The 11,939-nt window shown below is 74.8% G+C and carries 10 protein-coding genes and 2 tRNA genes; 9 read left to right on the forward strand and 3 right to left on the reverse strand.

Annotated features, from left to right (window positions below):
• Window position 1 precedes the first annotated feature (1 nt).
• Window positions 2-598, forward strand: coding sequence for a hypothetical protein (locus tag ACZ7HT_RS13855; protein ID WP_471164341.1), 597 nt, complete (start codon window positions 2-4; stop codon window positions 596-598).
• Window positions 595-1,269: a class F sortase gene (locus ACZ7HT_RS13860; protein ID WP_471164343.1), complete on the forward strand. Its 675-nt coding sequence runs from the start codon at window positions 595-597 to the stop codon at window positions 1,267-1,269. Before ACZ7HT_RS13855 ends, ACZ7HT_RS13860 begins: the two co-directional genes overlap by 4 nt.
• 99 nt (window positions 1,270-1,368) lie before the next feature.
• Here the strand turns inward: ACZ7HT_RS13860 and ACZ7HT_RS13865 are convergent.
• Window positions 1,369-1,442, reverse strand: a tRNA-Lys gene (locus tag ACZ7HT_RS13865).
• Window positions 1,443-1,626: 184 nt separating this feature from the next.
• Between ACZ7HT_RS13865 and ACZ7HT_RS13870 the strand changes: the two genes are divergently transcribed.
• From ACZ7HT_RS13870 to ACZ7HT_RS13885, 4 genes are all read left to right on the forward strand, one after another.
• A complete protein-coding gene (locus ACZ7HT_RS13870; protein WP_471164346.1) occupies window positions 1,627-3,036 on the forward strand; it encodes a peptidoglycan-binding protein in 1,410 nt (469 codons plus the stop codon).
• A 427-nt stretch (window positions 3,037-3,463) separates the two neighbouring features.
• Entirely contained in the window at window positions 3,464-5,347 is a 1,884-nt protein-coding gene (locus tag ACZ7HT_RS13875) for an SPFH domain-containing protein (RefSeq protein ID WP_471164348.1), read from the forward strand.
• Window positions 5,348-5,475: 128 nt separating this feature from the next.
• The gene (locus ACZ7HT_RS13880) at window positions 5,476-6,069 is read left to right on the forward strand and encodes a lytic polysaccharide monooxygenase auxiliary activity family 9 protein (RefSeq protein WP_471164351.1); all 594 of its coding nucleotides are present in this window, start codon (window positions 5,476-5,478) and stop codon (window positions 6,067-6,069) included.
• A gap of 39 nt (window positions 6,070-6,108) precedes the next feature.
• Window positions 6,109-7,776, forward strand: a complete 1,668-nt coding sequence (locus ACZ7HT_RS13885) for an AMP-binding protein (protein ID WP_471164354.1) — start codon at window positions 6,109-6,111, stop codon at window positions 7,774-7,776.
• A gap of 3 nt (window positions 7,777-7,779) precedes the next feature.
• Here the strand turns inward: ACZ7HT_RS13885 and ACZ7HT_RS13890 are convergent, their stop codons facing one another.
• Window positions 7,780-9,036: a PucR family transcriptional regulator gene (locus ACZ7HT_RS13890; protein ID WP_471164357.1), complete on the reverse strand. Its 1,257-nt coding sequence runs from the start codon at window positions 9,034-9,036 to the stop codon at window positions 7,780-7,782.
• A gap of 275 nt (window positions 9,037-9,311) precedes the next feature.
• On the opposite strand from ACZ7HT_RS13890, the gene ACZ7HT_RS13895 reads away from it, so the two are divergent.
• The 3 genes from ACZ7HT_RS13895 (at window position 9,312) to ACZ7HT_RS13905 (ending at window position 11,743) form a co-directional block, all read left to right on the forward strand.
• Complete coding sequence (locus ACZ7HT_RS13895) at window positions 9,312-9,746, forward strand: SsgA family sporulation/cell division regulator (RefSeq protein ID WP_471164360.1); 435 nt, start codon at window positions 9,312-9,314, stop codon at window positions 9,744-9,746.
• A gap of 105 nt (window positions 9,747-9,851) precedes the next feature.
• Window positions 9,852-11,150, forward strand: coding sequence for a sensor histidine kinase (locus ACZ7HT_RS13900; RefSeq protein ID WP_471164362.1), 1,299 nt, complete (start codon window positions 9,852-9,854; stop codon window positions 11,148-11,150).
• Window positions 11,090-11,743, forward strand: coding sequence for a response regulator (locus tag ACZ7HT_RS13905; RefSeq protein ID WP_471164365.1), 654 nt, complete (start codon window positions 11,090-11,092; stop codon window positions 11,741-11,743). Before ACZ7HT_RS13900 ends, ACZ7HT_RS13905 begins: the two co-directional genes overlap by 61 nt.
• 93 nt (window positions 11,744-11,836) lie before the next feature.
• On the opposite strand, the gene ACZ7HT_RS13910 is transcribed toward ACZ7HT_RS13905, so the two are convergent.
• Window positions 11,837-11,910: transfer RNA gene (locus tag ACZ7HT_RS13910), tRNA-Lys, on the reverse strand.
• Between the last annotated feature and the right edge of the window lie 29 nt (window positions 11,911-11,939).

Raw genomic sequence — 11,939 nt, forward strand, 5'->3', positions numbered from 1 at the left:
GATGCGTTCAGCTCCCATTGCTCTCCGTGCCGCAGGGGCGGCCCTGGTGCTGGTCCTGGCACCCGCGGCCGGCGGCGCGTACGCCCACGACGGGGTGAAGGCCACCGTCACCCCGTCCACCGCCTCGCCCGGCGCCGACGTCGACGTGCGGGTCCAGGGCTGCAAGGGCACGACCGGCGCCGCCAAGTCCCCGGCGTTCGTCGCCGACGCGGAGCTCACCGGCCGGGACGGCGGGGGCAACCCGCTGTTCGGCGACACGACGATCAGGTCCGGCCTCAAGGACGGTACGTACAAGGTGAGCGTGACCTGTGACGGGCACGACCACCGCGACGCCGGCACCGTCCAGGTCCGGCACCGGCAGGAGCCCACCCACCGGCCGACGCACCACGCGACCCCGGTCGCCCCCGTCCGGGCCGGCGGGGGAGGCGCCGCCGCCTTCGCCGCGCCCGCGGCCCCCGGCGTCGCCCAGACGACCTCCGAGAGCGGCCTCGGCACCCCGTACACCCTGCTCGGCCTCGGCATGGCCGCGATCGCCGCCGTCGCGGTCGCCTTCCGCAGCTCCCGCCGCCGCGCCGGTACCGGCGGCGACGCCGAGTGACCGTGCCGCCCGGCACCCGCCCGGCGGGCTCCGGGCGACTCGTCACCGGCGTGGCCTGGGCGGTCCTGCTGTCCGGGCTCTGGCTCTGGGGGCGCGAGGCCACCGAAGGGTCCGGCGGCAGCTCCGCGCCGACCACCGGCGACATCGCCGCGGTCGGCCGCCCCCTCGGCGTCGCGCTGCCCCCGGCCCGCGCCCCCCTCCCGCCCCTCGAACCCCGGCGGGTCGACATCCCCTCCCTGGGCATCAGTGCGCCCGTCGCGGCACGCGGCCTGGACGACACGGGCGCCATCGATCCGCCGCCCTTCGAGATGCCCCACACGGTCGGCTGGTACGGCTCCGGCACCCGGCCGGGCTCGGTCGGCGCCGCCCTCCTCGTCGGCCACGTCGACACCGAGACCCGCCCGGCCGTCTTCTACGGCCTGAGCGCGGCCCGCCCCGGCGCGAAGGTCCGCGTCACCCGGACGGACGGATCGGTCGCCGAATTCACCGTCGACGACGTCCAGGTCTTCCCGCGCGAGGGCTTCGACGCGGCCAAGGTCTACGGCGCCCGCGACCCCCACCGCGCCGAGCTGCGCCTGATCACCTGCGGCGGCACGTTCGACCGGGCGGCCGGGGCGTACACGGCGAACGTGGTGGTGTCGGCGTACCTGACGGGGACGGCCGGGCGGTAGCGCGTCGGTAACCGCCCTGCGACGCACGGTAGTTGGGCCGGATCCTCCAGGGAAAGACCAAGACCCCCTCACCATCGGTGAGGGGGTCTTGGCTCTGCGTGCGCCGCCAGGGACTCGAACCCCGGACCCGCTGATTAAGAGTCAGCTGCTCTAACCAACTGAGCTAGCGGCGCCTGCTGACAAAGAGAACTCTACCCGACTCCCCGGGGTGCTCCTGACCAATACCGGTCGCCACCGGCCTGTCGGATGGTCGTATCAGGCCTTCGATCCGTCAAAATGCGATTTGTCCAGACAGTTGAGACACTGACGCCCGAAACAAGGGTCAAAAAGATCTTGACGAGTGTGGAGGGGAATCGCATGAGCGTGCCGGTTTTCGAGGAGTTCGAACCCGCGGCCGACTGCGGCTGCCCGGGCTGCGCCCGGCAGCGGCGCGACCTCGCCCTGGGCCTGCCCGTCCGGGCGGGCGGCCACCCGGCGGCCCACGGCGCCCGCCGCGCGCTGGTCCTGGTGACGGCGGCGGGCGTGGTTCTGGGCGGGGGCGGCGCCGGAGTGGCGACGGCCCTCACCGCCCCGCCGGGCGGCGCGACGGAGGCGGACCCGGCGGTGCTCCAGGAGCAGACGACGAGCCGGTCCGCCGACGCGGCCGGCTCCGCGGCCTCCGCCGACACCCCCTGGCCGGGTCCGGAGACCCCGCAGGGCGGACGCGGGCCGCTGCACGGTGCGCCGGGGCCCGGCCCGGACCCGGCCCCCGACGCCATCCCGACGACCAGTCAGATCTCCACGGAGACACTGCGGCAGACGACCCGCGCGGAGATCATCAACCGGGCCAAGACGTGGGTGTCGGCCCAGGTCCCGTACTCCATGGAGAAGTACTGGTCCGACGGTTACCGCCAGGACTGCTCCGGCTACATCTCCATGGCCTGGAACCTGCGCAGCAACGAGTGGACCGGCAGCCTCGACCGCTTCGCCGTACGGATCGACCGCACCGAGCTCCAGCCCGGCGACATCCTGCTCTTCCACAACCCGGCCAACCCGACCCGCGGCTCGCACGTCACGATCTTCGGCGGCTGGACCGACTACACCCACACCTCGTACATCGCCTACGAGCAGACGAAGCCGCGCACGCGGAAGCAGGCGACGCCCATGGCGTACTGGGAGAACTCCGACCGGTACGTGGCCTACCGCTACAAGGGCGTGGTGAGCGGCGGCACGGGCAGCGGGGCGGAGCCGACGGAGGCGACGCCGTTCCCGGGTACGGGGATGTTCGGCCCGGGCGCGAACAATTCCTACGTCACGCAGCTCGGGCAGCTCCTCGTCGCGCGCGGCGGCAAGAAGTACTACAGCCAGGGCCCCGGCCCCCGGTGGGGCGAGGCGGACCGGCGGGCGACCCAGGCGTTCCAGCTCGCGCAGGGCTGGAAGGGCGCGGAGGCGGACGGGCTGCCCGGGCCGCAGACGTGGCGGCTCCTCGTGACCGGCGGCGGCAAGGACATCGGCGGTTCGAGTGGTTCGGGCGCTCCGAGCGCGAATGCGACGGGGTTTCCCGGGCGTGGCTACTTCCGTCCGGGCCAATCCAGCGCATATGTGGAGAAGCTGGGCAAACAACTGGTGAAGCGGGGCTTCGGCAAGCACTACCTGTCGGGACCCGGTCCGCGCTGGACGGAGGCGGACCGCCGCAACGTCGAGGCGTTCCAGCGGGCACAGGGCTGGCGCGGCGCAGCGGCCGACGGCTACCCGGGCCCGGAGACCTGGCGGCGTTTGTTCCGATGACCCCGAGAGCATGAGGTGGACCCGAATGACGGCATCGACCCCGAACCCCGCGGACTCCGGCGCGGCGGCCTCACGTGACGCGGCCCGCACGGCGAGACGCCTGACGGACGGCTCGCTCCCGCGCACGACACCACCGGACCGCGCGCCGGGACCGACCCGAGAGCCGGCGCCCCTGACGGGGCCGATCCCGCCGGTGACGACGGCGTCCCTGACGGAACCGATCCCACCGGTGACGACGGCGCCGACGCCGGACCCGGAGCCCGAGCCGACGCCGACGCCTGGTGCGGGGTCGGGTGCGGGTGCGGCGGGGGCCGGGTCCGGGGCCGGGTCCGGGGCCGGGTCGGGGTCCGGTGCGGGGCCGGTGGCTCCGGCAGGTTCCGTGTCTGTGTCGGGTGCGGGGCCGGTGGCCTCGGTAGGGTCCGCGCCTGTGTCCGGTACGGAGCCGGTGGCTCCGGCGGGGGCCGCGCCCGTGTCGGGTACGGAGCCGGTGGCTCCGGCGGGGGCCGCGCCCGTGCCCCGTACGGAGCCGGTGCCGCCCACGGGCTCTGAGGCGGGTGCGCCGAAGGACCCTGCGGCCGCCCCGAAGGCGGCACCTTCGACCGGGCCCGCCCCCGGCGAGGGCGGGACCGGCCCCGGCACGGACCCGACCCGGGCCACGCCCGGCCCGTCGGCCGGGTCGGCCGCCCCGGCCGGACGTGCCCCCTCGATGGGGTCCGCCGCCGGTGCGGGGCCTGTCGCCCGGGCGGGGGTCGTCCCCGGCGTGGAGTCTGCCGCGCCGGCCGGGACCGCTCCCGGTGCGGGGCCTGTCGTCCGGACGGGGCCCGGTCCCGGCGACGGGGCTGTCGCCCCGGCAGGGCATGGTCCTTCGGTCGCGCACGCCCTCGACGCCGGGGTCGCCGTTCCGGACGGGGCGGTCTCCGATGGGGACGACCGCCGCCCGGGCGGTGCCGTTTCCGGTGCGTCGGCGGAGGACCCGGCACCCGTCCGGCCGGAGGCCCCCGGCGCGCTCGACTTCGCGCGGATCACCGGCGCGCGGGTCGGTGCGCTCGCGATGCCCGTCGCCGCCGTCGTGCGGGTCGCGCGGCGGAAGAACGTGATCGGGACCGAGACCACCGGCTCCATCCCGGTGCACCTGCTCTTCCGGGACGAGCCGGAGGCGGTCGTCCCGGTGGGCGACGACGAGGGGCCCGACACGATCGCCATGGCCGCGCCGACCCCTCCGGGGGCGCGTCGCAGGCCCGCCATCCCGGCTCCGTCGAAGGTCCAGGCCGCTCCGGCCAAGCCGGGCCCCGAGTCGCCGTCCGTGAAGCGGTCCAAACCCCTTCCCGCGGCTCCGGCCAAGGCCCGGCCCGGCAACAGGCCCCAGCCGCAGGGCAAGTCCAAGTCCCGCCCCGCCCCCACCGCCGACCCCGCGCTCGTCGAGCGGCCCGGGCCCGTGCTGCCCGGGTGGGTCGGGGTGGTCGCCGGGGCGCTGGCGATCGCCTGGTGCGCGGGGGTCGTGTGGTGGACGGGCGCGGTGCCCGCCGAGGCGGCGCGGATGCTGCGGCTGCCGGCGCGCCCGTACAACGGCATCGATCTCGGGCAGTGGGCCCTGCTCGCGCTGGGTGTCGTGGCCGCGCTGTTCGCGCTGGGTGGTCTCGGCCGCGGCCGGGTCGGGTACGCCTGGGTGCTGAGCCTGTTCGGCGACTACCGCGGCACGGTCCGCCGTACGGGCCTGCTGTGGGTGAGCCCGCTGCTGCTCCGCCGCCGGGTGGACGTCCGGCTGCGGCACTGGCGCAGTGAGCCGCTGTCGGCGGTGGACGCGAAGGGCACCGCGCTCGACGTGACCGTGCTGGTGGTGTGGCGGGTGCGGGACACGGTCCGGGCGGCGCTCGGGGTCGACGGGCACGAGGACTACCTGCGGGAGCAGGTGGAGGCGGCGATGGCCCGGGTCCTCTCGCAGCTTCCGGCGGACGCGTTCCACGAGGACGCCCCGACGCTGCGGGACGCGGAGGCGGTCGGCGAGGCCCTGACGCGGATGCTGTCGGCCGAGTGCGCACCGGTCGGCGTGGACGTGTTCTCGGCGCAGCCGACCCGTATCGAGTACGCCCCGGAGGTCGCCGCGGCGATGCAGCGGCGACGGATCGCCGCGATCGACGCGAAGCACCGGGACAGCGTCCTGACCTCGGTGGTGGACGCGGTCGACGACGTGGTCCACCGGCTGACCAGTCGTGGTCTCGTGGAGCTGGACGACTACGAGCGCAAGGCGCTGGTCAAGGATCTGACGGTGGCGTTCTACACGGGCAGGACGGGGCCGGTCGAGGGTGCCTGAGGGGATGGACAGCGTCACCTTCCGTCCCTACCTTGATACTTGGTCCAGACCAAAAGCAGTCCCCAGGCAACACCCGTACGCGCGCGCACGGCCCCACAGAACTCCCCACGTTCTCCAGGAGCGACAGCATGCGCAACAAGGCACTCGGGGCGGCGGTGGTGGCGCTCGGCATCGCCGGCGCCACCGTCCTCGCCACCGGCAGCGCCGGCAGCCACGGTTACACCGACGCGCCGATCAGCCGTCAGAAGCTCTGCGCCAACCGCACCGTGACCAACTGCGGCGACATCCAGTGGGAGCCGCAGTCGGTCGAGGGGCTCAAGGGCTTCCCGGCCGCGGGCCCCGCGGACGGGAGGATCTGCGCCGGCGGGAACTCCCGCTTCTCGCAGCTCGACGATCCCCGCGGCGGCGCCTGGCCCACGACGAAGCTCACGGCCGGGCAGAGCTACGGCTTCCGGTGGCAGTTCACCGCCCGCCACGCCACCACGGACTTCCGCTACTACATCACCAAGAACGGCTGGACCGGGACCAAGGCCCTGACCCGGGCCGACCTCGACCCCCAGCCGTTCCTGACCATCCCCTACAACAACCAGCAGCCGCCGTCGACGCTCACGCACTCCGGGACGATCCCGGCGGGCAAGACGGGGCGGCACCTGATCCTGGCGGTGTGGACGATCGCGGACACCGCGAACGCCTTCTACGCCTGCTCGGACGTCTCGTTCTGACCGTTCAGTTCTGATTGGGCGTCAGTTACAGTCCGGCCCATGAGGAGCGCGGACACCGTCGCGGAGCTCGTACGGCGCCAATGGGGCGACCACCGGACCGGCCTGAGGGACGAGCACCACACCCTCACCCACCACCAGGTCGCCGCCGGCGCCGCCGCGCGGGCCGCCCTGCTCGTGGACCTGATGCCACCCGTGCCGGGGGGTGAGCCACACCTCGGCATCCTGCTCGACAACACGCCGGAGTACCCGCTCTGGCTCGGCGCGGCGGCCCTCGCGGGGGCCGCCGTCGCCGGGATCAACCCCACCCGGCGCGGCCCCGAACTCGCCCGGGACGTCCGGCACACCGCCTGCCGGGTCCTCGTCACCCAGCGCGCCCACCTGCCGCTCCTCGACGGCCTCGCGCTGCCGGGCGTACGGATCCTGGTGACCGACACCGAGGCCTACCGGGAGTTCCTCGCGCCCTACGACGGCGCCCGCCCCGGAGACGCCGTCCTCGGTCCCGTACGCCCCGACAGCCGCTTCCTGCTCTCCTTCACCTCCGGTTCGACGGGCGCGCCGAAGGCCGCCCTCTGCAGCCAGGGGCGGCTCGCGGCCGCCGGCGCCTCGCTCGTCTCGCACTTCGGCGTCGGCCGGGACGACGTCCACTACATCTGCATGCCGATGTTCCACGGCAACGCCGTGATCGCCGACTGGGCGCCCGCCCTCGCCGCCGGGGCCGGAGTGGCGCTGCGGGCCCGCTTCTCGGCCTCCCGCTTCCTCCCCGACGTACGCCGCTTCGGCGCCACGTACTTCACCTACGTGGGCCGGGCCGTGCAGTACCTCCTCGCCACCCCACCGGGACCCGACGACCGCGCGCACCCGCTGCGGCTCGGCTTCGGCACGGAGGCGGGGGCGGTGGACGCGGCCCGCTTCCGGGAGCGCTTCGGGGTCCCGCTCGTGGAGGGGTACGGCTCCTCCGAGGGCGGCGCGGCGATCCAGCGGACCCCTGACACGCCGCCGGGCGCGATCGGCCGGGCGGCACCGGGCGACGACCTGGCGGTGATCGACACCGACACAGGCGTGGAATGCGCCCCGGCCCGCTTCTCGCCCACCGGTCGGCTCCTCAACGCCTCCGAGGCCGTCGGCGAGCTCGTCAATCGGGGCCGCTCGCCCTTCGAGGGGTACTGGCGCAACCCGGAGGCGGAGGCGGCCCGGCTGCGCGGCGGCTGGTACTGGACGGGTGACCTCTTCTACCGGGACCCGGACGGCTACCTCTACTTCGCGGGCCGTACGGACGACCGGCTGCGGGTCGACAGCGAGAACCTCGCGGCCGCGATGATCGAACACATCCTGGCCCGCTGGGACCGGGCCGCCGGGGTCGCCGTGTACGCGATACCCGACCCGGTGGCGGGCGACCAGGTCATGGCGGCCCTGGCCCTGCGCGAGGGGGCCGCCTTCGATCCGTCCGCCTTCGCCGACTTCCTCGCCGCCCAGCCGGACCTGGGCACCAAGATGCCCCCGCGCTTCGTCCGCGTCCTGCCCGGACTCCCGCTGACCGCCACCAACAAGATCCACCGGGTCGCCCTGCGCCGGGCCTCGTTCCACGGCCCGGATCCCGTCTGGTGGCGCCCCGCCCCGGACGCCCCCTACGAGCCCCTGACCGGGGCCGCGTTCGACACCCTCCGTGCCCACTACACCCGGCACGGCCGCCCCGAGGCGTACGGATAGCAGCTACTCCAGCGGGTCGCGGACCACCTCGGGCAGGCGCAGCAGGGCCTGGAGCGCGATGTACAGCTCGGCGGAGTCGAGGCGCCGCTCGAAGGACCGCCCGGAGAGCTGCTCGATGCGCCGCAGCCGGTACCGCACGGTGTTCGCGTGGCAGAACAGCAGCTTCGCCGCCTTCTCCGCCGAACCGTCCACCCGGAAGTACGTGGACATCGTGTGCAGCAGCTGATCGCGCTGCGCCTCGGGCAGGTCCATCAGCTCCCCGAGGACCTGGTGCCCGATCCGGGACGCCGTGGACGGCGAGCTCACCACCAGCATCGGCAGCGGGGCGTCGTCGAACAGCGAGACCGTCTCGTCCTGCGGCGCCGCCCCGGCGAGGGCGACCTGCGCGAGGTGGAGCGCCTGCGGTGTCTGGTCGAGGCGCGTGTAGCGGGGACTGACCCCGGCCCGGTGCACGGTCAGCAGCCGCAGCGTCTCGACGAGCCGGCCCATCGCCTCGTCGTCGCCGCGCATCGACACGATCCCGATCTGGGCGTCGGGGGTGAGCCGCCACGCCGACCCCATGTCCTGGTCGCGCAGCGCCGGTTCGATGTCCGGCAGCGCCTGCCGGGCGAGTCCGGGCACCTGGGCGACGACGACCGCGAAGGTCCCGTCGTACGGGAGGGTCAGCAGGTCCGCGGCCTCCAGGACGGAACCGGGGTTGCCCATCCCGCCGCGGAGCACGCAGTCGACGAGGGCCGAGCGCTGCCGGTCCCGCTGGACCGTCAGGGCGGCGGCGCGCTCGTTGTACGCGTTGACGACCGCCGTCACCGACTCGTCGTTGAACCGCCAGACGTCACCGGCCATCGCCACCAGCTCGGCGTCGGTCACGATCCCGGTGCGGCCGGCCTCGGCGACCATGGCTCCCCAGAAGTTCTGGTACCCGATCCGGAAGGCGGACTGGACCGCGGACAGCGGCACTCCCTGCTCGGCGCGCAGCCGCCCGGTGCGGCGGGGCGCGTCCAGCGGGACGTCCTCCTCGCGGGCGAGCCGGCGCAGGGTGAACTCGATGTTGTCGCGCACCGTCGCGTACAGCTCGTCGCGCGTCGTGGGCCCCGCGGCCTGGTAGACCGACAGCTCCTCGCGGATCCGGCGGGTCGTCGCCTCGGCGAGCTGCGGCAGCCGGCCGAGGAGAGCCGTGGCCAGTCGTCCCGCCGCGTCGGCCGATGCGGCGGCCGGTCCTTCGCTCGTACCGGTGGATTCTTCGCTGAGCAGTGCCCCCATGCCGTCACCGTAGGCGGGCCGGGGCGCGGCCCGGGGGCCCGACGGGCGGCCGGTGGCGGCCCCGGTGACGGTGCCGTGGCCGAATACGGCGCTTGTCGTACGCGCGTTCGTTGAGTGGGGGGAGTCGGGAGTGTTGACGCCGGTCCCGTTGTCCCGGGCGACAAAAGTGGAGGGCCCCCGCTGTCCACGGCGACAGCATCCGCGCCGGGGCGGTTGCCGTACCCCGCCGGGCTCGTTCTCCGGGCACCGCTGAGAGTCGAAGGAGTGATCACGTCATGGACGGCACCGTGCTGGAACGCGACCTCGTGATGGACCTGCTGCTGGCACCCGGGCACAGCGTCCCGGTCCCGACCCGCCTGACGTACCGGGCGGCGGACCCCTTCGCCGTACGGATCGTGTTCCACGCCGACGCGGCGGCCCCGGTCGCCCCGGTCGTGTGGACCTTCGCCCGCGAGCTCCTCCTCGAAGGGCTCTTCCGGCCGGTCGGCGAAGGAGACGTCCGGGTGTGGCCGACGGAGTCCGGCGCCGGGAGCGAGCTGAACATCCTGCTGCGGTCACCCGACGGCGACGCCTTCCTGCGCTCCCGGGCCGCCGAGGTCTCCGTCTTCGTCGGCCACACCCTCGACGTGGTCCCGCCCGGCACCGAGACCGACGACACCGGCATGGCCCGCCTCCTGGACGCCCTCCTCGGCCCGGACCCCTGCCCCTGACACCCCGGGAGAGGCCGACCCCGGGACAGGTAGGGCCCGCCCCACCCTCCGTACGCCCTCCAGGGCCATGGTCCCGCCCGCGCACCCGCCCTACCGTGGGGCGGCATGGAACCCCGTACCCCCTGGCAGGCGCTCGTCCGGTCCCGGTATCCGCGCAGTTCCTGGCCCTGGCGGTCCGCCGGTCACCTGGCCGGCGGGGCCGTCTTCGGGGCCCTCGCCTGCGCCGTGCTCGTGGTGCTCGGGCTGTTCTCGCTGGTCCTCGTCGGGCTGCCCCTACTCCTCCTCTCCGGGCTCGTCCTCGGCCGGGTCGAGCGCCTGCGGCTCCGGCTCGTCGACCTCGACCCCGCGCCCGACCCGCACCGCGTGCCCACCGCGCCCGGCCTGGCCGCCTGGCTCCGGACCCGAACCGGAGAGCAGGCCACCTGGCGGGAGCTCGCGTACGCCCTGCTGCTCGCCACCGTCCTGTGGCCCCTCGACCTCCTCGCCCTCGCCGTCGGCATCGGCCTGCCCGCAGCCCTCCTCTCCGCCCCCCTCCAGCTGGCCGTGGACGGCCACGAGGCCAAGGTCGTCAAGGCGTACCTGGTCACCTCCTACCCCGAGGCCTTCGGCGCCGCCCTCATCGGCGCGGTCCTCCTCGTGGCCCTCGCCTATCCCCTCGCCGCCGTCGCCGGAGCCCGCGCCGCCCTCGCCCGCGCCCTGCTCACCCCGCGCGAGACCGAGCGGCCGGGCGCGATCGGCGAGGTCATCGCCTCCCGCGCCCGGCTCGTCGACGCCTTCGAGGCCGAGCGGCGCCGGATCGAGCGCGACCTCCACGACGGGGCCCAGCAGCGCCTGGTCGCCCTCACCATGACCCTGGGCCTGGCCCGCCTCGACGCCCCGCCCGGCGGGCCGCTCGCCGAGCAGCTGGCCAAGGCCCACACGGAGGCCGGGCAGGTCCTGACCGAGCTGCGCGAGCTGATCCACGGCATCCACCCCCAGGTCCTCGCCGACTACGGGCTCGGCCCGGCGCTCGCCGACGCCGCCGACCGCTCCGCCGTCCCCGTCGACACCGACGCCGACGCGCTGCCCCGGCTGCCGGTGAGCGTCGAGAGCGCCGGGTACTTCGCCGGCTGCGAGGCCCTCGCCAACATCGGCAAGCACAGCGGCGCCCGCCGGGCCCGGATCACCGCCCGGCACACCGGCGGCGCCCTGCGGCTCGACGTCGAGGACGACGGGCACGGCGGCGCCGACCCGGCCCGGGGCTCCGGGCTCACCGGACTCGCCGACCGGATCGCCGTCCTCGATGGCACACTGACGATCACCAGCCCGCCGGGCGGGCCGACCCTCCTCCGAGTGGAGATCCCGTGCAGCGCTCTCTCCGCGTCGTCCTCGCCGAGGACGGCGTCCTCCTCCGCGAGGGACTGATCGGGCTCCTGGCCCGCTTCGGCCACGAGGTCGTCGCCGCCGTCGGCGACGCCGACGCGCTGCGCGAGGCGGTCGCCGCCCACGAGCCCGACGTCGTCGTGACCGACGTCCGGATGCCGCCCGGCTTCCAGGACGAGGGCCTGCGCGCGGCGGTCGCGCTGCGCGCCGAGCGGCCCGCCCTGCCGGTCCTCGTCCTCAGCCAGTACGTGCAGCGCAGCTACGCCGCCGACCTCCTCGACGCGGGCGACGGCACCGGTGTCGGCTACCTCCTGAAGGACCGGGTCGGGCAGGTGGAGGAGTTCGCGGACGCCCTGGCCCGGGTCGCGGACGGCGGCACGGTCGTCGACCCGGAGGTCGTGCGGCAGCTCCTTCGCCGGCACCGGGACCCCCTGGAGGCGCTGACCCCGCGCGAGCGCGAGGTGCTGGGGCTCGTCGCGGAGGGCCGTTCCAACGGGGCGATCGCCCGCCGTCTGGTCGTGACCGAGGCCGCCGTCGGCAAGCACATCGGCAACATCCTGGCGAAGCTGGACCTGCCGCCGGCCGAGGACACCCACCGCCGGGTCCTCGCCGTCCTCACGTACCTCCGGGCCTGACGTACCTCAAGGCCTGACGTACCTCAAGGCCTGACGTACCTCCGGGCATGCAAGAAGGCCCCCTCACCGAAGTGAGGGGGCCTTCCCTGTCTGTGCGCCGCCAGGGACTCGAACCCCGGACCCGCTGATTAAGAGTCAGCTGCTCTAACCAACTGAGCTAGCGGCGCCTGCTGACAGAGAAAATACTACCTGGTCC

The organism is Streptomyces sp. NPDC037410 (assembly GCF_055602235.1).